General features: G+C 65.8%; 19 protein-coding genes. 13 read left to right on the top strand and 6 right to left on the bottom strand.

The genetic code is table 11. The features are described from left to right. Positions 1–79: 79 nt before the first annotated feature. Genes NX068_RS11375 through NX068_RS11385 form a run of 3 tightly spaced genes read right to left on the bottom strand, consistent with a single transcriptional unit; the run spans position 80 to position 4,061 of the window. The gene (locus NX068_RS11375) at positions 80–1,321 is read right to left on the bottom strand and encodes an MFS transporter (RefSeq protein ID WP_263461386.1); all 1,242 of its coding nucleotides are present in this window, start codon (positions 1,319–1,321) and stop codon (positions 80–82) included. Continuing rightward, positions 1,306–2,013 carry a class I SAM-dependent methyltransferase gene (locus NX068_RS11380; RefSeq protein WP_263461387.1) on the bottom strand — a complete coding sequence of 236 codons (708 nt, stop codon included), beginning with the start codon at positions 2,011–2,013 and terminating at the stop codon, positions 1,306–1,308. The genes NX068_RS11375 and NX068_RS11380 overlap by 16 nt, the downstream gene beginning before the upstream one ends. A gap of 59 nt (positions 2,014–2,072) precedes the next feature. Next, positions 2,073–4,061 carry a TonB-dependent receptor gene (locus NX068_RS11385; protein WP_263461388.1) on the bottom strand — a complete coding sequence of 663 codons (1,989 nt, stop codon included), beginning with the start codon at positions 4,059–4,061 and terminating at the stop codon, positions 2,073–2,075. A gap of 192 nt (positions 4,062–4,253) precedes the next feature. Between NX068_RS11385 and NX068_RS11390 the strand changes: the two genes are divergently transcribed. The 12 genes from NX068_RS11390 (at position 4,254) to NX068_RS11445 (ending at position 15,741) form a co-directional block, all read left to right on the top strand. Next, positions 4,254–5,120: a helix-turn-helix transcriptional regulator gene (locus tag NX068_RS11390; RefSeq protein WP_263461389.1), complete on the top strand. Its 867-nt coding sequence runs from the start codon at positions 4,254–4,256 to the stop codon at positions 5,118–5,120. Positions 5,121–5,463: 343 nt separating this feature from the next. Then, positions 5,464–6,087 (top strand): CbiQ family ECF transporter T component, encoded by a 624-nt coding sequence (locus NX068_RS11395; protein ID WP_263461390.1) that lies wholly within the window; start codon positions 5,464–5,466, stop codon positions 6,085–6,087. Next, entirely contained in the window at positions 6,075–6,872 is a 798-nt protein-coding gene (gene truA, locus NX068_RS11400; RefSeq protein ID WP_263461391.1) for a tRNA pseudouridine(38-40) synthase TruA, read from the top strand. Before NX068_RS11395 ends, truA begins: the two co-directional genes overlap by 13 nt. Next, positions 6,873–7,496, top strand: coding sequence for a phosphoribosylanthranilate isomerase (locus NX068_RS11405; RefSeq protein WP_263461392.1), 624 nt, complete (start codon positions 6,873–6,875; stop codon positions 7,494–7,496). After that, a complete protein-coding gene (gene trpB, locus NX068_RS11410; RefSeq protein ID WP_263461393.1) occupies positions 7,489–8,697 on the top strand; it encodes a tryptophan synthase subunit beta in 1,209 nt (402 codons plus the stop codon). Before NX068_RS11405 ends, trpB begins: the two co-directional genes overlap by 8 nt. A gap of 47 nt (positions 8,698–8,744) precedes the next feature. Next, the gene (gene trpA / locus NX068_RS11415) at positions 8,745–9,569 is read left to right on the top strand and encodes a tryptophan synthase subunit alpha (protein WP_263461394.1); all 825 of its coding nucleotides are present in this window, start codon (positions 8,745–8,747) and stop codon (positions 9,567–9,569) included. Continuing rightward, entirely contained in the window at positions 9,566–10,444 is an 879-nt protein-coding gene (accD, locus tag NX068_RS11420; protein WP_263461395.1) for an acetyl-CoA carboxylase, carboxyltransferase subunit beta, read from the top strand. The genes trpA and accD overlap by 4 nt, the downstream gene beginning before the upstream one ends. After that, positions 10,444–11,760, top strand: a complete 1,317-nt coding sequence (gene folC, locus NX068_RS11425; RefSeq protein WP_263461396.1) for a bifunctional tetrahydrofolate synthase/dihydrofolate synthase — start codon at positions 10,444–10,446, stop codon at positions 11,758–11,760. Before accD ends, folC begins: the two co-directional genes overlap by 1 nt. 12 nt (positions 11,761–11,772) lie before the next feature. Then, on the top strand, positions 11,773–12,492 hold the full coding sequence (locus NX068_RS11430; RefSeq protein WP_263461397.1) for an SPOR domain-containing protein: 720 nt from the start codon (positions 11,773–11,775) through the stop codon (positions 12,490–12,492). 10 nt (positions 12,493–12,502) lie between these two features. Beyond that, entirely contained in the window at positions 12,503–12,994 is a 492-nt protein-coding gene (locus NX068_RS11435) for a CvpA family protein (protein WP_263461398.1), read from the top strand. An 11-nt stretch (positions 12,995–13,005) separates the two neighbouring features. Then, positions 13,006–14,541: an amidophosphoribosyltransferase gene (purF, locus tag NX068_RS11440; protein WP_263461399.1), complete on the top strand. Its 1,536-nt coding sequence runs from the start codon at positions 13,006–13,008 to the stop codon at positions 14,539–14,541. 15 nt (positions 14,542–14,556) lie between these two features. Continuing rightward, positions 14,557–15,741, top strand: coding sequence for an O-succinylhomoserine sulfhydrylase (locus tag NX068_RS11445; protein WP_263461400.1), 1,185 nt, complete (start codon positions 14,557–14,559; stop codon positions 15,739–15,741). A 167-nt stretch (positions 15,742–15,908) separates the two neighbouring features. Here the strand turns inward: NX068_RS11445 and NX068_RS11450 are convergent, their stop codons facing one another. Genes NX068_RS11450 through NX068_RS11460 form a run of 3 tightly spaced genes read right to left on the bottom strand, consistent with a single transcriptional unit; the run spans position 15,909 to position 17,847 of the window. Next, positions 15,909–16,673, bottom strand: coding sequence for a UDP-2,3-diacylglucosamine diphosphatase (locus NX068_RS11450; protein ID WP_263461442.1), 765 nt, complete (start codon positions 16,671–16,673; stop codon positions 15,909–15,911). A 43-nt stretch (positions 16,674–16,716) separates the two neighbouring features. Beyond that, positions 16,717–17,211 carry a peptidylprolyl isomerase gene (locus NX068_RS11455; RefSeq protein WP_263461401.1) on the bottom strand — a complete coding sequence of 165 codons (495 nt, stop codon included), beginning with the start codon at positions 17,209–17,211 and terminating at the stop codon, positions 16,717–16,719. 42 nt (positions 17,212–17,253) lie between these two features. After that, positions 17,254–17,847, bottom strand: a complete 594-nt coding sequence (locus NX068_RS11460) for a peptidylprolyl isomerase (RefSeq protein WP_263461402.1) — start codon at positions 17,845–17,847, stop codon at positions 17,254–17,256. Positions 17,848–18,064: 217 nt separating this feature from the next. Between NX068_RS11460 and cysS the strand changes: the two genes are divergently transcribed. Continuing rightward, a complete protein-coding gene (gene cysS / locus NX068_RS11465) occupies positions 18,065–19,450 on the top strand; it encodes a cysteine--tRNA ligase (protein ID WP_263461403.1) in 1,386 nt (461 codons plus the stop codon). Positions 19,451–19,455 lie beyond the last annotated feature (5 nt).

Consider the following 19,455-nt stretch of genomic DNA (forward strand, 5'->3'; position numbering starts at 1 on the left):
GCCCTGCGGCGGCATGTCTTTTTGTGTGCCCAGCTTCTGTCTGACATGCCGCAATATGCTTGGCTACTTCATACTTCGCTCAGGAGATCGAATTGGATGCGTATTTGCGATCTGCCAGAAGTACAAAACCGAATCTGGGCTGCGAGCGGATCAGCAGGCAGACCAACAGTGCCAGAGCAGCAAACATTCCGAGCATCCCCGGGTATCCATGGTGATCGATCAACAAGCCCGCCAATGCGGCGGCGACGACGCGGCCGAGCGTGAAAATGCTGGACTGCAGGCCATAGTCGGCCGCGTGTCGTCCGCTGCGGGCGAACTCCATCATCAAGGCAAAGGCCAGCGAGGAGGCCACTCCCATCGCAATGGCGAGCAGCGCGGCAGCGGCAAGCAAGAAGGCTCCCGACGTCTGTGAAGCCGCGAAGGCCAGTAGCGCAACTGCCAGGGCATTGACCGCTGCAGACCAGGGCAAGGCAGCTGCCAGCCATTTGCGTGGCAGAAATCCGGCTGCCAGACTGGTCAGCGCCCCGAGAGCGCTGCCGCCGATGCCGGCGATCCACGCCACGTCGGCCGCCGGAAAGCCATGGTCGAGCAAAAGAGGCTTCAGATAAATCCAGGCCGCAGCCACGGGGGGATAGTAGGCGATCAACAGGATGGCCCACATCTTGGCGTCCGTTTGTCTGAAAAAACCGCTCCAGCCAGCGAATGGGCTCATTCGTTCAAGAGCCGGGGCGCCATGGTCTTCATCGACGAACCCGAGCAACGCGAGCGCGAAGACGAGGCAGCCTGCCAACAGGAAAAAAGGGGCGGACCAGCCGAGTGCCTGCTCCATCAGCAGCATCACGCCACCGCCGACGATCGCTCCAGCAAAGGTGACCGCCGAACGTATGCTGCCGGCAAGCGGCCGCTCGGCGGGCGGAAACAACTGGATTGCCAGTGCATTGACCGGTATGTCGGCCCAAGTGGAAAACAGGGATGCGCTCAGCGTCAACGCGAACAGGGCAATCTTGCTGGAATCGACATTCAGCGCTGCCAGCGCCAAGAGCGATATGAGGTAGCCTCCACCCGTCAGCCATGCCCAGCGGACGTGCGGGCGCCGTTTGGGACGCCAGTTCTGCACCGGCAAGGCCAGAAAAAGCTTGAACACGGCCGGCAGGCCGGCCAATTGGAAGACGCCGATTTCCGCGCCTGACCAACCATGCTGGCGCATGACCAGTGGCAGGCCGATCCACAAATAGATGCCGGGTGCCGTCAGCGCGAAATTGATCAGGCCGAACAGCGCATGACGCATGACGGGGCGAGACACGGTCAGTTCGCCTCGCATCGGGAGGCGCCGGTAGACGAATCGTGCGTTGCCGGCTTCATCGGCCGGGTTGTCGCCAAGATGACGTTGAAGAGCTTGTCGACGATTTCGCCCGTCTCTGTTGTGCTGGTTTCAGCGATCTGCCGGACGTCCTGGACAAGAAAACCTGAATCTTCCAGCAGCGCCCTTACGTCCTGCGCGTGGTAAAGCTTGAACCCCAACTGGGCGAAGGGCATCTTTTCGGTGAATGTACGGTCAGCAAAGGCAATGCAAAGCAGTCCTCCCGGTTTGAGAACGCGTTCGAGTTCGACCAAGTGTCCGGCCGGGTCGTCCCAGAAGTAAATTGTGTGCACCGTCAGTGCCTTGTCGAAGCATTGCGCTTCGAACGGGATGGCGCTGGAGTCGCCCAAAAGGAACTCGACACGCCCACTTTCGATGAGATCTGCATGGAGTGTTCGCGCTTGCATCACCATGTCGCTCGACCAGTCGATGCCGGTATAGAAGACGTTTTCCAGATCTCCGACGATTTCGCCGGCGAATGCTCCATTACCGGGTCCGGTTTCCAAGACGCAATCTCCAGGCCTGATGTGCATGAGCTCGATGCACTTTCGATTGAGCGTGCCATGGATCTCGTTCATCTTCTGTGCCATCTCAAGGGCCTGCCCGCCGCTGGGGCAGCGCAATTGCGCCGCAGTGTCCTGCAGTGATTCCATTTCCAACTCCTTGTTTCGGCATTCGCCGTGCTGCCGTGAGCGCCGCTGAAAAATGATGCCTACATGCGCCAGGTCACCCGCAGGCCAAGCTCGCGGGGAGGGCTGTAGATGGTGGTGGTGCCGTTGAGAAATCCGATGGTGTCGTACTTCTTGTCCCCGGCGTTGCGAACATAGGCGGACAGCTCGGTGCGGCCGTAGGTGTAGCCTGCCATCAGGTCGATGACGCCGTATCCGGCACGGCCATACATGTTCGCGGCATCGAGATAGATTCTGCTGGCACCGTTGATGTGGGCCTGGACGTACCAGCCTCGTGTGGCGTCGTAGCGCACCCCGAGATGTCCGGTGACATCCGGTGCGAGCGGGTTGTGCTTGCCCTTGTAGTCGTTGGCGCCGTCCCGGTACTCACGGAAGCGGGTACGGTTCAGCCCGAGGGCGGCCTGGATCTGCCAGCCGGAGCCAAGCAGGTACTGAAGCTCCGCATCGATGCCTGCAGGGCGTGCCGATGCGGCATTGGTAAGAAACATCTGGCCAGGCAGTCCGATCTGCTGGACCTGCATGTCGCTCACGTTCATGAGGTAGGCTGAAACACTGTAGCGAAGCCGCCGGTTCAGCAGCCGTCCCTTGGCGCCGAGTTCGAAAGAGCGTACTCGTTCTGGCTGATAACGCCGGTAGGCCTCGGGCGCAAAGGCATTGAAGCCGCCTGCGCGAAAGCCTTCGGCGATGCTGGCATAGACCTGTCCGTCCTCGTGCCATTGGTATTGCAGGGCGAGCTTGGGAGAGAAACGGCTCCATGCACGTGATTGCTCGCGGCCGCCCTCCAGGGAGAAGCGCACTTCGTCGCGCTCGAAACGGCCGCCCGCCGTGACCGTCCACCGCTCCTTCAACGGGACGGTCCAGTGAGTGAACAACGCAGCCGAGTTGCCTTTCTGCGTGGCGGAGGTCGTGGTCGAACCCAGCGGGATCTTCTGCCCGAAGCTCAGATCATGGTCATCGCGGTCTGCGTAGAATCCAGCCAGCCATTGCGCCTGGCCAAGCCGGCCTTCGAGACGAAACTCCTGCGACAAGGTTCGGAAATGGTGGTTGCGCCCCACCTGCAGCATGTCCACCGGCATATAGTCGATGTCCTGCAGGATGCGGTCGATGAATTCATTGTTGGCCGAGATCGAGCGCAGGCGCAGGTCGGGCGCCAGTTCGTGCGATACGTCGAGCGACACGGTGCGTGCCGTCGATTCATTCCAACTGTCGGTTCCGGATCGAACCGTCGTCCGCGGCGCGGTGACCGATCCCCATAGCGAGCCTGCGTCGCGGTATTCCCGCCGGGCATAGCGGAGGGTGGCATCGGTTCGCTCGCTGGGCGTCCAGCGCAACGCCAGGCGGCCATTGCGGCGCTCGCGATCGTCCTCCTTGCCCCCATTGAAGGTGTTATCGATGAAGCCGTCCTGCGCGAAGAACTCGCCGGCGACGCCGATGTAGAGGGTGTCCTTCACCAACGCGCGGCTCGCATCGAAGCGCAGCGCGCGTTTTTCCCGACTTCCGATCTCGGCGGAAACGACGGCATGAGGATCGTTGCCCGGCTTGCGCGTGACGATGTTGACCACACCGGCCTCGGCATTGCGCCCGTACAGCGTGGACTGCGGCCCGCGCAGCACCTCTACGCGTTCGATGCCCAGCAGGTTGTCGTCGAAACCCTGGCCTCGCAAGGTCGGAACACCATCGACCACCAGCGCGACCGAGGACGAAAACCCCATGATGTTGGCCGTCAAGCCACGCATCACAGGTGGCTGCAGGCCGGACTGCCCCGATGCCTGGAAGGTGAAACCGGGCGTCATCCGCGCCACGCCTTCGAGACTGTCGATGCCGGCCGCCTCCAGATCCTCGCCCTCGAATGCCGAAACGCTGGCAGGGACACTTTCAAGCGACTGGGCTCGCTTGTCGACGGTGACCGTGACGGTGGGCAGTTCGACCATATCCTGGGCGCAAGTCGATGAACTGCCGAGCCACAGCACCAGTACCGCGGCCGTCACTCGATGCAATGCGAGTGATTCCATTGTTTCCCTCCAAAAGTTCTACATCTACATTTGGGAAATCCTATCTTCAATTGAAAATGATTCTCATATAGAATTATCTGGATTCGGGAGCAATACGTATGCAGGACGGAGGGAAGAGGAGCGCTCGTGATGGCAGCTCGACCAGATGCCACTGACCAGGGCTTGGGCGCTGGTGGTACGAAAGGCCGATCGATGCCTCGATTCATCGAGGAATGCCGCATCGAACGCCTGCCACTGGATGACGGGCTGACCCTGGTGCGCTCGTTTTGTTGTCCTGCCAAGGATCTGACCGAGAAAACCGATCAGACTGATGCTCGCCCGACGCTGGTCATCACCTTCGGGCTTGCCGGAGAGTCCGTTTACGTGGAGCGTGGGGGTACGCGTCTGCGTTTTCGTCAAGGCCGTACGACGCTTTCGGTCTTTGCCTCCTGCCAAGGCGAGCGCCAATTTGCCGCCAACACCCCGGTACGCCAATTACGGCTGGCCGTCGGTGAAACCGCGCTGCGGCGCTACCTGGGCACACCCGACGCACTACTGCCTCAACGTATGGGGGTGTGCGCACTGGGTGAGCGCGCCATCTCCCCGTGGTGTCTGCCGCTCGTGCGTTCCTTGGCCGACCCGGGGGCCGTTTCGCACCTGGATGCGCATATTGCCGCGCTCAGTCTGGTTGGCGAACACCTCCGCGTCCTGGGGCCGCTGGCCGGAAGCCCTTCGTCTTCGGCGCGATGGACTCCAACCGATATGGAGAAGCTCAGGCAGGCGCACGACCTGATGTACAGCCAAATGGATCGTGCGCTGACCATTCCCTATCTGTGCATCTCGGTGGGAGTCAACGAATTCAAGCTCAAGCGGGGATTCCGCGAAATCTATGGCACGACACCGTATCAGGCGCTACTGGACATGCGAATGCAACGTGCGAGGCAGCTATTGGAAGCGGGTTCGCAAGTCGCCCAGGCTGCTTATGCCGTGGGGTATGCCCACCCGGCCAATTTCAGCACGGCGTTTGAGCGGTATTTCGGTTTTCGGCCGAAATTCTTTTGCACCCGCCGCAGAAATTAGGGCAGATCAGACGAAATCCATGCTGCCCGGGGAACGCAGGGCCGACGAGGCTGGAGGCCTGCGAGGAAGGGCCGCGTGTCGCTCGGATGTGCAATGCATTGGAAGTCCGCTCAGGCTGAGCGCGAAACGGAAGGGCGGGGTGGGGCCAAGCCCGAAGTCTTGCGTGATGAAACGCGGACGGCGCGGCAGGAAACTGGAGGCCTGAGGCGGGTGGAGCCGTTTGGGCCGGTGCTCGCTTCTAATTGCCGCAGGAAGCGCCTGCAGGCAAAATGCGCCCCAGGCTGATGCGCCCTAGGCACATTGCTTACTCTTCGCCCCCGCCGGGGGCTTCTTCATTGCAGGCATGCATTCAGGACTTCTGCTGTCGTTGTGGTTCGCCGGCGTGGCGTCGGTGCAGTTTCTCGCCCCCGGAGTGCTGGCCTGGGTGGTCGCCGCCAGCCTGGCGCTCGCGCTCGGCTTCGCCCGTGACAGGGCGCTGCGCCTGCTGCGCCGGGTACGGGTGCTGATGTTCGCCATCGTGCTGCTGTTCGGCTGGTTCACGCCGGGCGAAGCGATGTTCGCCTCCTGGCCGCGGCTTTCGCCCAGCCGCGAGGGGATGATGCTAGCCCTGGTCCATGGCGGGCGCCTGATCGCGGTGGTGTGCGCCGTGGCGCTGCTGCTCGAACGCCTGCCGGTCGAGCGCCTGGTCGGCGGGCTCTACTGCCTGAGCCGCCCCTTTTCCGTGATCGGCCTGCGTGCCGGCGATCTGGCCCTGCGGCTGATGCTGGTGCTGCGCTTCGTCGAGGCTTCGCCGCGCGGCAGCGCGACGCACTGGAAGGACTGGCTGCGCGACGCTGGTGACGATGGCGAGCTGCAGCCGGTCAGGCTCGTCCGCGAACGCCTGGGACCGCTGGATGTCGCCATTGCCGCAGCACTGGGGCTGCTGGGGCTGGCGGCGTTGTCGTGGGGACTGCCATGGGCCGCATAGCGCTCGGTATCGAATATGCCGGCGATGCCTTCTGCGGCTGGCAGAGCCAGGCGCACGGCCGCACGGTGCAGGATGTGCTGGAGCGGGCTCTGGCGGAAATCGCCGCCGCGCCGGTGCGCCTGCATTGCGCCGGGCGCACCGATACCGGCGTCCATGCCAGCGCCCAGGTCGCCCATTTCGACACCGCGGCCCTGCGGCCGATGACGGCCTGGGTGCGCGGCGTCAATGCCTTGCTGCCGCCTGCAGTCGTCGTGCGCTGGGCGGTGGCGGTGAACGAGGATTTCCACGCCCGCTTTCTCGCTTATGAGCGGCAGTATCGCTACATCCTGCACAACAGCCCGACCCGTCCGGCGATGCTGGCCGGGCGCGTCGGTTGGTTCCATGCGCCGCTGGACGAACTGAAGATGGCCGAGGCTGCCGAATGCCTGGTCGGCACGCACGACTTTTCCTCTTTCCGCGCCGCTGGCTGCCAGTCGAAGACGCCGGTGCGCGTCATGCGTGAAGTCCGCGTCGTCCGCCAGGGCGAGTACCTGCTGTTCGATTTCCGCGCCAATGGCTTCCTGCATCACATGATCCGCAACCTGGTCGGCGCGCTGGTCTATGTCGGCAAGGGGCGCTACCCGCCAGAGTGGCTGCGCGCCCAGCTCGATGCACGCGACCGCAGTGGCGCCGCACCGATGTTCTCGGCGGACGGCCTGTATCTGTGCGGTGTGGCCTATCCGCCGCGCTGGCCGCTGCCCGGCGATGGGCGTATCATCGCGCTGCCTCAGCTCCCCCTCATCTGAATGCCTCGTACCCGAATCAAGATCTGCGGCCTGACGCGTCCGCAGGATGTGCGTGCCGCCGTCGAACTCGGCGCCGATGCGATCGGTTTCGTCTTCTATCCGCCCAGCCCGCGCGCGCTGAGCATCGATCAGGCTGCCGAGCTCGCGGCCTTGCTGCCGCCTTTCGTCACTGGCGTCGGCCTGTTCGTGAACCCTTCGGGCGACGATGTTCGCGCCGTGCTCGACAAGGTTCCGCTGCAACTGCTGCAGTTCCACGGCGACGAGCGCGAGGCCGATTGCGCCGCCCATGGCCGGCCTTGGATTAAGGCTGCGAGGATGCGGCCGGGGGTCGATCTGGTAGAATTCTCGGCTTCGTATCCGCGCGCCAGCGGGATTCTCGTCGACGCATTCGTCGAGGGCTATGGCGGCGGGGGGAAAACTTTCGACTGGTCGCTGATTCCTGAGGGCTTCGGGCGGCCGCTCGTGCTTTCCGGCGGGCTCGACGCGGACAACGTCGCCGAAGCGGTGCGGCGCCTCCGGCCGTGGGCGGTCGACGTCTCGAGCGGAGTCGAAAGCGGCAAGGGAATCAAGGATGCGGCCCGGATCGCCGCATTCATCGATGGAGTTCGACAAGCAGATGGCTGACATGCCTTACCAGTTTCCCGACGCAAGCGGGCATTTCGGCCCTCACGGCGGCATCTTCGTCGCCGAGACCCTGATGCCGGCGCTGGCCGAGCTGCGCGAGGCCTATGCCGCGAGCCAGGCCGACCCCACCTTCATGGCCGAGTTCGAATACGAGCTCAAGCACTACGTCGGCCGTCCCAGCCCGATCTACCACGCCAAGCGCTGGTCGGAGACGCTCGGCGGCGCGCAGATCTACCTGAAGCGCGAAGATCTCAACCACACCGGCGCGCACAAGGTCAATAACTGCATCGGCCAGGCGCTGCTGGCCCGCCGCATGGGCAAGCCGCGGGTGATCGCCGAAACCGGCGCGGGGCAGCATGGCGTCGCCACCGCGACCATCGCCGCGCGCTACGGCCTGAAGTGCGTGGTGTATATGGGCTCCGAGGACGTCAAGCGCCAGGCCGCCAACGTCTATCGCATGAAGCTGCTCGGCGCCACCGTGGTGCCGGTCGAGTCCGGCTCGAAGACGCTGAAGGATGCGCTGAACGAAGCGATGCGCGACTGGGTCACCAATGTCGCCGACACCTTCTACATCATCGGCACCGTGGCCGGGCCGCATCCCTATCCGCTGCTGGTGCGCGACTTCCAGACCGTGATCGGCAAGGAATGCCTGGTGCAGATGCCGGAGATGGCCGGGCGCCAGCCCGACTACGTGATCGCCTGCGTCGGTGGCGGCTCCAACGCGATCGGCATCTTCCACCCCTACATCGGTGCCGAAGGCGTCCGCCTGGTCGGCGTCGAGGCGGCGGGTGACGGCCTGGAAACCGGCCGCCACGCGGCGCCGCTGACCACCGATGCGCCCGTCGGCGTGCTGCACGGCAACCGTACCTACCTGATGCAGGACGAGGACGGCCAGATCATCGAGACGCATTCGATTTCCGCCGGCCTGGACTACCCCGGCGTCGGCCCCGAGCACGCCTGGCTGAAGGATTCGAAGCGCGCCGAGTACGTCGCCGCGACCGATGCCGAAGCGCTGCAGGCCTTCCACGACCTGTGCCGCTACGAAGGCATCATCCCGGCGCTGGAGTCCTCGCACGCGCTGGCCCATGCGGCCAAACTGGCGCCGACGCTGCCGCGCGACAAGATCCTGCTGGTCAATCTGTCGGGCCGCGGCGACAAGGACATGCACACCGTCGCCGAACGTTCCGGCATCCAGTTCTGAACCTCCCCCGGGCCGCCTTGCGGCCCGCTGCGTGATCGAGACGTGACATGTCAAGAATCCAGACCGTTTTCCAGCATTTGCAGGCCGAAGGCCGCAAGGCGCTGATTCCTTTCGTCACCGCCGGCTTTCCCGAGCCCGCGCTGACCCTGCCCCTGATGCGTGCGCTGGTCGAAGGCGGCGCCGACATCGTCGAGCTGGGCGTGCCCTTCTCCGATCCGATGGCCGACGGCCCCACCATCCAGCGTGCTTCGGAACGCGCGCTGGAGCAGGGCATGAGCCTGCGCAAGGTGCTCGACACCGTCCGCGCCTTCCGCGCCGGGAACGCCGAGACGCCGGTGGTGCTGATGGGCTACGCCAACCCGATCGAAGCCATGGGCGTCGAAAACTTCGTCGCCGCGGCCAGCGAAGCGGGCGTGGATGGCGTGCTGGTGGTCGATTATCCGCCCGAGGAATGCACCGGCTTCACCCGCGCGGCCAAGGCCGCCGGCCTGGATCCGATCTTCCTGCTGGCGCCGACCTCGACCGAGCAGCGTTTTGCCGACGTCGCCGCGGCGGGCAGCGGCTACATCTACTACGTCTCGCTGAAAGGCGTGACCGGCAGCGGCAAGCTCGACATCGACGAGGTCGCGCGCCGCATTCCGCAGATCCGCGCCGCGGTCGGCATGCCGGTCGGCGTCGGCTTCGGCATCCGCGATGCCGAGAGTGCCCGGCGCATCGGCGCCGTTGCCGACGCGGTCGTCATCGGCAGCCGGATCATCGAGGAAATCGAGCAGGCCCCGGCAGGCGAAGCCGTCGCACGCGTGCACGCCTTCATGCGCGGCATCCGCGAAGCGCTCGATGCCATCGAGCCGGCAACAGGAGTGAAATCATGAGTTGGTTGGAAAAGCTGCTGCCGCCGAAGATCAAGCGCAGCGACAGCGCAGGGCGCGGCAAGTCGACGATTCCGGAAGGACTGTGGAGCAAGTGCAGCGCATGCGAAGCCGTGCTCTATCGCTCCGACCTCGACAGCAACCAGGGCGTATGCCCGAAGTGCGGGCACCACAACCGGCTGCGCGCGCGCCAGCGTCTCGACATGCTGCTCGACATCGAAGGTCGCGTCGAGATCGGTGCCGAAGTGCGGCCGGTCGATGCGCTGAAGTTCAAGGACTCGCGCAAGTATCCCGAGCGCCTGTCGGCAGCGGGATCGGAGACCGGCGAGGCCGATGCGATGGTCGTGATGCAGGGGCTGATCGGCGGCGTGCCGGTGGTGGTGGCCTGTTTCGAGTTCGAGTTCCTCGGCGGCTCGATGGGTTCGGTGGTCGGCGAACGCTTCGTTCGCGGCGCCAAGGCCGCCTATGAGCAGCGCCTGCCTTTCATCTGCATCACCGCCTCGGGCGGCGCGCGCATGCAGGAAGGCCTGTTCTCGCTGATGCAGATGTCCAAGACCACGGCGGCGATCACGCGCCTGGCCGAGCGCAGGCTGCCTTTCGTCACCGTGCTGACCGATCCGACCATGGGCGGCGTGTCGGCGAGCTTCGCCTTCATGGGCGACGTCGTCATCGCCGAGCCGGGCGCGCTGATCGGCTTTGCCGGCCCGCGCGTGATCGAGCAGACGGTGCGCGAGAAGCTGCCGGAAGGCTTCCAGCGCGCCGAGTTCCTGCTGGAGAAGGGCGCCATCGACCTGATCGTCGATCGCCGCGAGATGCGGCAGGAGCTGGCGCGCCTGCTCTGCCTGTTGCTGCGCCAGCCCGCCGCCTCGGCTGCCTGATGGTTTCTTCGTCCACTGCCGTTTCGCCGCGCACGCTGGCCGGCTGGCTGCAACTGCTCGAGCAGCGCCATGCGCAGGCCATCCAGCTCGGCCTGGAGCGTGTCGCGCAGGTGCGTGCCGCGCTCGGAGCCGATCCCGATGCGCTGGTGATCACGGTGGGCGGCACCAACGGCAAGGGATCGTGCTGCGCGATGCTGGAGGCCATCCTGCTGGCGGAAGGTTACCGCGTCGGCTGCTATACCTCGCCGCATCTGCTGCGCTACAACGAACGTGTCCGCGTCGATGGCAAGGACGTCGCCGACGAGGCCCTGGTCGAGGCTTTCGACGCGGTCGAAGCCGCCCGCGGCGATACGCCGCTGACTTATTTCGAGCATGGCACGCTGGCCGCCTGGGAAGTGTTCCGCAGGCAGGCGCCGGACGTCGTCATCCTCGAAGTCGGCCTGGGCGGCCGGCTGGACGCGGTGAATGTGTTCGACGCCGACTGCGCGCTGGTGACCGGCATCGCGCTCGACCACATGGATTACCTCGGCGACACCCGGGAAGCGATCGGCTTCGAGAAGGCCGGCATCTTCCGTGCCGGCCGGCCCGCCGTGTGCGGCGATCCGCAGCCGCCGGCCAGCCTGCTCGAGCATGCCGAGGCGATCGGCGCACAGTTGTGGATCAGCGGCCGCGATTTCGGCTTCGGCGGCGACCGCCAGCAGTGGGGCTACTGGCGCTACCAGGCTCCGCCTGCACGGGGCGCGCTGGTCAAGCGCGGCGGCCTTGCCTATCCGGCGCTGCGTGGCGCCAATCAGCTGCTCAACGCCGCTGCGGTGATGACGGTGCTCGACGCCGTGCGCGACCGCATGCCGGTATCGATGCAGGCCATTCGCCAGGGCCTGATGCTGGTCGAGGTGCCGGGCCGCTTCCAGGTCCTGCCCGGCCGTCCGGCGGTGGTGCTGGACGTCGCCCACAACCCGCAGGCGGCCGGCGTGCTGGCCGAGAACCTGGGGAGCATGGGTTTCCATGCGGAAACCTGGGCGGTGCTCGGCATGCTCGGCGACAAGGACGTCGAAGGCGTCGTGGCGCGGCTCAAGGGCCGGATCGACCACTGGCTGCTTGCCGATCTGCCCGGCCCGCGCGGCCTCAAGGCCGAGGAGCTGGCGCTGCGCCTGCACATGGCGGGCGTCGAAGCCGGCATCCGCTGCTTTCCTTCGCCGAAAGATGCCTATGCTGCGGCGCAGCAGGAGGCGGGGGAGGGTGATAGAATCGCAGTCTTCGGCTCCTTCCTGACCGTTGCCGAAGTGCTCGACGCGGTGAAAGCGGGCAGACACTGACGAGATCGTTTCGTGAGCGACGCAGAAAACCTCGACATCAAGAAACGCGCCCGGCGCCGGCTGGTGGGTGCGATCGCACTTGCACTGCTGGCGGCGATCATCCTGCCGATGATGATGGAGCAGGAGCCGCATCCGGTCAGCGGCGACATCCAGATCACGATTCCGGACCGCGACGCACCTGCCGGCCAGGTCCGCCCGAATGCGGCTGCGGAAGATCCGTCGCCCGCGGCTGCAGCCACGCCCGCGCCGGAGGAACAGGCTCCGCCGTCCCCGCCGCCGGTCGTCGAAGCGCCGTCGCCTGCGCCGGCGAAACCCGAAAGCAGGGCAGAGGCGCCGGCCACCGGAGTGCCGGCCACCGGATCGCCGGCCGCCCCGGCCACGAAGCCCGCGGCACCGAAGCCCGAAACGCCCAAGCCTGCACCGGCACGGCCCGCTGCCGATGAAGCGGCCGAAGCCGCGCGCGCGCGCGCCGCGATCGAAGGCCGTGAAGTGCCGAAGGCCCAGGCGCCGAAAGGCGAAACCTTCATCCTGCAGATCGGTGCCTTCGGCGATGCCGCCAGGGCCTCGCGCATTGCTGCCGATCTCAAGAAGCAGGGTTTCGCCGCCTATACCGAGAAGGCAGGCAACGTCACCCGCGTGCGCGTCGGCCCCATCACCGGCAGGAGCGCCGCCGACAAGACGGCCGAGCAACTGCGGGCGCTGGGCTTCAGTACCGTGATCACGCCGCGCTGACGGTTTCCGCATGACGGTATTCGACTACGTGTTCCTCGGCATCCTGGCCTTGTCCGCGGCAGTGGGCATGTGGCGCGGCCTGGTCAGCGAGGTCATGGCCGTGCTGGCCTGGGTGCTCGCGCTTTTCGCCGCCTGGCGCTATAACGAACAGGCGGCCCAGGTCTTCGCCGGACTCATCGCCGAACCCTTGTGGCGGCAGGTGGCCGGCGGCGCGCTGGTCGTCGTCGGAGTGCTGGTCCTGACCGCGCTCGTCCGCTACCTGCTGCGCGAGCTGCTGCGTGCTGCGGGCCTGGGCGCGACCGATCGCTTCTTCGGCGCGCTGTTCGGCATCGCGCGCGGCCTGCTGGTGGCGCTGGTGGTCGTGCTGATCGGTGGCCTCGCCGGCCTGTCCCGCGAACCCTGGTGGACGCAGGCTTTGTTCTCGCCACCCTTGGAAACGGCGGTTCTTGCCGCCAAACCCTGGCTGCCCGACGTGGTGGCCGACAAGATTCGATTCAGATAGGCGAAATCCTCATGTGCGGAATTCTCGGGGTCGTCGCGACCTCTCCGGTCAACCAGCTTCTGTACGATGGCCTCCAGGTGCTGCAGCACCGCGGACAGGATGCGGCAGGCATCGCCACCGCCGAAGGCGGGCGCTTCCACATGCACAAGGGCTCGGGCCTGGTGCGCGACGTGTTCCGTACGCGCAACATGCGCAACCTCGAAGGCAACTGGGGCATCGGCCACGTCCGTTATCCGACTGCGGGCTCGGCCTACAACGCCTCGGAGGCGCAGCCCTTCTACGTTAATTCGCCCTTCGGCCTGCTGCTGGCGCACAACGGCAACCTGACGAATTCCGACGCGCTCAAGCGCGAGATCTTCCTGTCCGACCTGCGCCACATCAACACCAGCAGCGATTCCGAAGTGCTGCTGAACGTGCTGGCGCACGAGCTGCAGGCGGCCTGTAACGGCCTGAAGCTCGACGAGGAGGCGGTGTTCCGTGCCGTCGCCGGCGTCCATCGCCGCTGCCGCGGCGCCTATGGCGTGGTGGTGATGATCGCCGGCTACGGCCTGCTCGCCTTCCGCGACCCCTACGGCATCCGTCCGCTGGTCATCGGCCGCAACGAGGCCGAGGCCGGCACCGAATGGCTGGTGGCGTCCGAGTCGGTGGCGCTCGACGTGCTCGGCTTCAAGCTGCTGCGCGACGTCGCGCCGGGCGAGGCGGTGCTGATCGACACCGATGGCAACTTCCACAGCCGCCAGTGCGCCGAGCAGACCGTGCAGGCGCCGTGCATGTTCGAATTCGTCTATCTCGCGCGGCCCGATTCGATCATCGACGGCGTGTCGGTGTACGAGTCGCGCATGAAGATGGGCGAATACCTCGCCGACAAGATGAAGCGCACGATGCCGCACGTCGAGATCGACGTCGTGATCCCGATCCCGGACTCCAGCCGGCCGTCGGCGCTGCAGATGGCCGAGCGCCTGGGCTTGCCGTTCCGCGAAGGCTTCGTCAAGAATCGCTACATCGGCCGGACCTTCATCATGCCGGGCCAGGCGACGCGCAAGAAGTCGGTGCGCCAGAAGCTGAACACCATCCACCAGGAGTTCAGGGGCAAGAGCGTGCTGCTGGTCGACGACTCCATCGTGCGCGGCACGACCAGCAAGGAGATCGTCAACATGGCGCGGGAAGCCGGCGCGCGGAAGGTTTATCTCGCCTCGGCGGCGCCGCCGGTACGCCATGCCAACGTCTATGGCATCGACATGCCGACGCGCGGCGAACTGATCGCATCGGATCGCACCGAAGAGGAAATCTGCCGCGAAATCGGCGCCGACGGTCTGATCTACCAGGATCTGGACGATCTGAAGGCGTCGGTGCGGGCGTTGAATCCCGCGCTCAGTTTTTTCGAGACGTCCTGCTTCGACGGCTGCTACGTGACCGGTGACATCACCGCCGAATACCTGAACGGCGTCGAGAGCCAGCGCGGCGAGGGCAAGCCTTCCAAGGGCGACTTCCACGACGACGAGGGCGGCCAGCTCGACCTCAATCTCGCTTCCGGCTCCGACAACTGAACCGATATAACTGCAATGACGCTCCCTGAAGACCTTCCCCTTCATCCGGATACGCTGGCGATCCGCTCCGGCATCGAACGCAGCCAGTTCGGCGAACACGGCGAAGCGATGTACCTGACCTCGAGCTTCGTGTTCGAGAATGCGGCGCAGGCGGCGGCGCGTTTCTCCGGCGAGGAGGAAGGCAACGTCTACGCCCGCTTCTCGAACCCGACCGTCACCGCGATGCAGACGCGGCTTGCCGCGCTCGAAGGCGCCGAAGCCTGCGTGGCGACGGCGTCCGGCATGTCGGCGATCCTGTCGCTGGTCATGGCGACCTTGCAGGCCGGTGATCACATCGTTGCCTCCAACGGCCTGTTCGGCGCCACCCAGCAGTTGTTCGGCGGCATCCTGTCGAAGTTCGGCATCGAAACCACTTTCGTACCGGCGACCGACCTCGATGCCTACCGCAAGGCAGTGACGCCGCGCACCCGGCTGTTCTTCATCGAGACGCCGTCCAATCCGCTGACCGAAGTGGTCGACATCGCCGCGGTGGCGGAGATCGCCCACCAAGCCGGCGCATTGCTGGCGGTGGACAACTGCTTCTGCACGCCGGCGCTGCAGCGTCCGCTGGAACTCGGCGCGGACGTGGTCGTGCATTCGGCGACCAAGTACCTGGACGGCCAGGGCCGCGTGCTGGGCGGCGCAGTGGCGGGCAGGAAGGCGATCACCGAAGAGGTGTTCCGCTTCCTGCGCACGGCCGGGCCGACGCTGTCGCCGTTCAATGCCTGGGTGATCTTCAAGGGCATGGAGACCCTGCGCATCCGCATGGAAGCGCAGTCGGCCGCGGCGCTGGAACTGGCCCGCTGGCTCGAGACCCAGCCCGGCGTGGCCCGCGTCTATTACCCCGGCCTGCCGTCGCACCCGCAGCACGAGTTGGCGATGCGCCAGCAGAAATCGGGCGGCGCCATCGTCAGCTTCGACGTCAGGGGCGGGCGCGAGGCGGCATGGAGAGTGGTCGATTCGACGCGCCTGATGTCGATCACCGCCAACCTCGGCGATACCAAGACGACGATCACCCATCCGGCGACGACCACGCACGGCCGCATCACAGCGGAAGCGCGCGCCGCGGCCGGCATCGGCGACGGCCTGTTGCGCGTCGCGGTGGGGCTGGAGGCCGTCGAGGACCTGAAGGCGGATCTCGCCCGCGGGCTGCAAGCCTGAGCCGGGTGGCGCCCCATGCGGTGGCGTCGTGCGGGTGGCGCTGAGCAGCGGGCGCCTGACGGCCGGGACGTGACGGGCAACTGACAGGAACGGGGCGAATGCCCCGTTCGCCGTTTTCGGCCCCGGAATCCGGGCCGACGCAGCGGAACTAGCGCAGCAGCATCTGCTCAGTCCGGCGTGCCGGCTTCAGTGGTGAACCGCCGGCCGTCGAAGGCGAGCCAGCGTGCTTCGCCGTGCCAGTCGGCAAGCACCCAGCGGATGCGCTGCCGGCCATCGACGACATGGACATGGCGTGCGGGACGATGGGTGTGGCCGTGCACCAGCACTGCGTCCGCAGTCGTGCGGAACAGGGCGGCGACCGCGTCGGCATTGACGTCCATGATCTCCATGGCTTTCGTCTGTTTGGCGGCCTCGCTCTTCCGGCGCAGGCTTTCGATGAAGGCCTTGCGCGCGGCCAGCGGCTGGGCGAGGAAGTCGCGCTGCCACGCGGGGTCGTGGACCTGGCGGCGATAGGCCTGATAGGCGAGATCATCGGTGCATAGCACGTCGCCGTGGCTCAGCAGCAGGGCGGGTGCGTCGACGGCCCGGTCGAAGCGGAGCAGGCAGGGATCGGGCAGCAGCGTGAGGCCGGCGGCCCGGGCGAAACCTTCGCCGGCCAGCAGGTCGCGATTGCCGCGGATGAAGAATACCGCGACACCCGCGTCCGACACGGCCCGGAGGGCGGCGCACATCCGTTGATTGAAACCGTCGTCGAGATCGTCGTCGCCCGCCCAGTATTCGAACAGGTCACCGAGGATGAACAGGCTGGCGGCCTCGAGTGCCGGCCCCTGCAGGAACTCGATGAAGGCTGCGGCAGTGTCGGGCGCGTCCTCGGCCAGGTGCAGGTCCGAAATGAACAATGCCGGCAGCCCCGCATGGAAGGCTGCCGGCATGCGGGCCAGCGAGTCCCCGGGGACCCGCTGATCGGCCTGGCTGTCAGACAACTTCGGCGCGCTCGATGATCACGTCTTCCTTCGGCACGTCCTGGTGGAAACCGCTGGAGCCGGTCTTGACCTTGCGGATCGCGTCGACCACGTCCATGCCGTCGCTGACCTTGCCGAACACGCAGTAGCCCCAGCCCTGCAGGTCGGGCGAGCGGAAGTTCAGGAAGTCGTTGTCGGCGACGTTGATGAAGAACTGGGCGGTGGCCGAGTGCGGCGCCTGGGTGCGGGCCATGGCGATGGTGCCGCGCTCGTTCTTGAGGCCGTTGTCGGCTTCGTTCTTGATCTGCTCGCCGGTCGGCTTCTGGTCCATGCCCGGGGTGAAGCCGCCGCCCTGGATCATGAAGCCGTCGATGACGCGGTGGAAGATGGTGTTGTCGTAGTGGCCGGCCTCGACGTAGGCGATGAAGTTGGCCACGGTCTGCGGCGCCTTATCGGCGTCGAGTTCGAGGGTGATGACGCCGTGGTTGGTGTGCAGCTTGACTGCCATGTGCTGTTCTCCTGGGGAAAGCTGTTGGGGATGCGGGCTCGCTTACTTGCCCACTTTCTTCGGCGCTGCGTTCTCGAGCACGCTGGCGTTCTCGATGACGACCGCCTCGACCGGCACGTTCTGGTGGAAACCGCGGTTGGCGGTCTGCACCTTGGCGATCTTGTCGACCACGTCCATGCCCTTGACGACCTTGCCGAACACCGCGTAGCCCCAGCCGTCGCGCGAGGGATAGTCGAGGAAGGTGTTGGGCACCAGGTTGATGAAGAACTGCGCGCTGGCCGAATGCGGATCGGCGGTGCGGGCCATCGCCAGCGTGCCGCGTTCGTTCTTGAGGCCGTTCCTGGCTTCGTTCTCGATCGGCGCGCGGGTGCTCTTCTGCTTCATGTCGGCATCGAAGCCGCCGCCCTGGACCATGAAGCCGTCGATGACGCGGTGGAACACGGTGCCGTCGTAGAAGCCGTCCTTGACGTACTGGACGAAGTTTTCGGCGGACTTGGGCGCCTTGTCGGCGAAGACTTCGACGACGATTGCACCCTGGCTGGTCTTGAGTTCGACCATCGGGTTGGCGGCGAGGGCGCCGAGGCTGGTCAGGGCGGTCGATGCCAGCGCGGCAAAGGCGATCAGCTGCTTTTTCATGGAATCTCCGGTGCGCGGCCATGGGGCCGGATGGGCGGCGGACGTCGTGGCGGCCGGGAAAATGGCAGGCATTGCGGCCGTGGTATATTTGCGGCCTTCGACTGCCGGCCCGGCGCCTGGGTGACGCGGGATTCTAGCAACAAGCACCCCCCCTCACAATTGCGCCGCCGGCGAACCGGTTTTCAACCGATCCTCCCCACCGTTTTTCCATTCGCCGATGCTTTCCATCTACAACACCCTGACGCGCAGCAAGGAAGTCTTCACCCCGATCGAGCCCGGCAAGGTCCGCATGTACGTGTGCGGCATGACGGTGTATGACTTCTGTCACCTCGGCCATGCGCGCGTGATGGTGGTGTTCGACATGGTGGCGCGCTGGCTGCGGGCCAGCGGGCTGGATGTGAACTACGTGCGCAACATCACCGACATCGACGACAAGATCATCCGCCGCGCGCAGGAGAACGGCGAGTCGATCCGCCAGTTGACCGACCGCTTCATTACCGCGATGCACGAGGACGCCGATGCCCTCGGCGTGCTGCGCCCGGACCACGAGCCGCGCGCCACCGACTACGTCGTCCAGATGCAGAGCCTGATCTCGCGCCTCGAGCAGAAAGGCCTGGCCTACGTCGCCGCCAACCGCGACGTCTGCTACGCGGTGCGCAAGTTCGACGGCTACGGCAAGCTGTCGGGCAAGTCGCTCGACGAGCTGCGTGCCGGCGAGCGGGTGGATGTCGCCCAGGACAAGAACGATCCGCTCGACTTCGTGCTGTGGAAGCATGCGAAGGTCGAGGAACCGGGCGAGGTGAAGTGGGATTCGCCCTGGGGTGCCGGCCGTCCGGGCTGGCACATCGAATGCTCGGCGATGAGCTCCGAACTGCTCGGCGACCATTTCGACATCCACGGTGGCGGCATGGACCTGCAGTTCCCGCACCACGAGAACGAGATCGCCCAGTCCGAAGGCGCGCACGGCCACGCCTTCGTCAATTACTGGATGCACAACGGCTTCGTGCGTGTCGATGACGAGAAGATGTCGAAGTCGCTCGGCAACTTCTTCACCATCCGCGAGGTGCTGCAGAAGTACGACGCCGAAGTGGTGCGCTTCTTCATCCTGCGCGCCCACTACCGCAGCGCGCTGAACTACTCGGATGCGCATCTCGAGGATGCGCGCAGTGCGCTGACGCGGCTCTACACGGCCTTGAAGAACGTGCCGGCCGAAGGCGAGGGCGAAGTCGATTGGAACGAAGCTCATGCGAGGCGCTTCCGCGCGGCGATGGACGACGACTTCAACACGGCCGAAGCGATGGCGGTACTGTTCGAACTGGCCAACGAGGTCAATCGCAGCGTATCGCCGGGGCTGGCGCGGCAGCTGAAGGCACTGGGTGCGGTGCTCGGCCTGCTGCAGCGCGATCCGGTGGCTTTCCTGCAGGCGGGAGCACCGGATGCCGGCGGGCTGGATGCGGCGGCGATCGAAGCGCGCATTGCCGCGCGTGCGGCGGCCAAGAAGAACAAGGACTACGCCGAAGCCGACCGCATCCGTGCCGAACTGGCCGAAGCGGGCATCGTGCTGGAGGACGGTGCCGGCGGCACGACCTGGCGTCGCGCCTGAGCGGG

Source organism: Thauera carbonicopians, from assembly GCF_025699485.1.
Lineage (GTDB): Bacteria > Pseudomonadota > Gammaproteobacteria > Burkholderiales > Rhodocyclaceae > Thauera.

Excerpts from the sequence above, each read along its gene's own strand:
- truA (WP_263461391.1), top strand. The coding sequence starts at position 6,075 with ATGGGCCGCATAGCGCTCGGTATCGAATATGCCGGCGATGCCTTCTGC.
- folC (WP_263461396.1), top strand. The coding sequence starts at position 10,444 with ATGGTTTCTTCGTCCACTGCCGTTTCGCCGCGCACGCTGGCCGGCTGG.
- purF (WP_263461399.1), top strand. The coding sequence starts at position 13,006 with ATGTGCGGAATTCTCGGGGTCGTCGCGACCTCTCCGGTCAACCAGCTT.
- accD (WP_263461395.1), top strand. The coding sequence starts at position 9,566 with ATGAGTTGGTTGGAAAAGCTGCTGCCGCCGAAGATCAAGCGCAGCGAC.
- NX068_RS11395 (WP_263461390.1), top strand. The coding sequence starts at position 5,464 with ATGCATTCAGGACTTCTGCTGTCGTTGTGGTTCGCCGGCGTGGCGTCG.
- NX068_RS11390 (WP_263461389.1), top strand. The coding sequence starts at position 4,254 with ATGCCTCGATTCATCGAGGAATGCCGCATCGAACGCCTGCCACTGGAT.
- NX068_RS11380 (WP_263461387.1), bottom strand. The coding sequence starts at position 2,013 with ATGGAATCACTGCAGGACACTGCGGCGCAATTGCGCTGCCCCAGCGGC.
- NX068_RS11435 (WP_263461398.1), top strand. The coding sequence starts at position 12,503 with ATGACGGTATTCGACTACGTGTTCCTCGGCATCCTGGCCTTGTCCGCG.
- trpA (WP_263461394.1), top strand. The coding sequence starts at position 8,745 with ATGTCAAGAATCCAGACCGTTTTCCAGCATTTGCAGGCCGAAGGCCGC.
- NX068_RS11375 (WP_263461386.1), bottom strand. The coding sequence starts at position 1,321 with ATGCGAGGCGAACTGACCGTGTCTCGCCCCGTCATGCGTCATGCGCTG.
- trpB (WP_263461393.1), top strand. The coding sequence starts at position 7,489 with ATGGCTGACATGCCTTACCAGTTTCCCGACGCAAGCGGGCATTTCGGC.
- cysS (WP_263461403.1), top strand. The coding sequence starts at position 18,065 with ATGCTTTCCATCTACAACACCCTGACGCGCAGCAAGGAAGTCTTCACC.
- NX068_RS11445 (WP_263461400.1), top strand. The coding sequence starts at position 14,557 with ATGACGCTCCCTGAAGACCTTCCCCTTCATCCGGATACGCTGGCGATC.
- NX068_RS11450 (WP_263461442.1), bottom strand. The coding sequence starts at position 16,673 with ATGCCGGCAGCCTTCCATGCGGGGCTGCCGGCATTGTTCATTTCGGAC.
- NX068_RS11455 (WP_263461401.1), bottom strand. The coding sequence starts at position 17,211 with ATGGCAGTCAAGCTGCACACCAACCACGGCGTCATCACCCTCGAACTC.
- NX068_RS11385 (WP_263461388.1), bottom strand. The coding sequence starts at position 4,061 with ATGGAATCACTCGCATTGCATCGAGTGACGGCCGCGGTACTGGTGCTG.
- NX068_RS11460 (WP_263461402.1), bottom strand. The coding sequence starts at position 17,847 with ATGAAAAAGCAGCTGATCGCCTTTGCCGCGCTGGCATCGACCGCCCTG.
- NX068_RS11405 (WP_263461392.1), top strand. The coding sequence starts at position 6,873 with ATGCCTCGTACCCGAATCAAGATCTGCGGCCTGACGCGTCCGCAGGAT.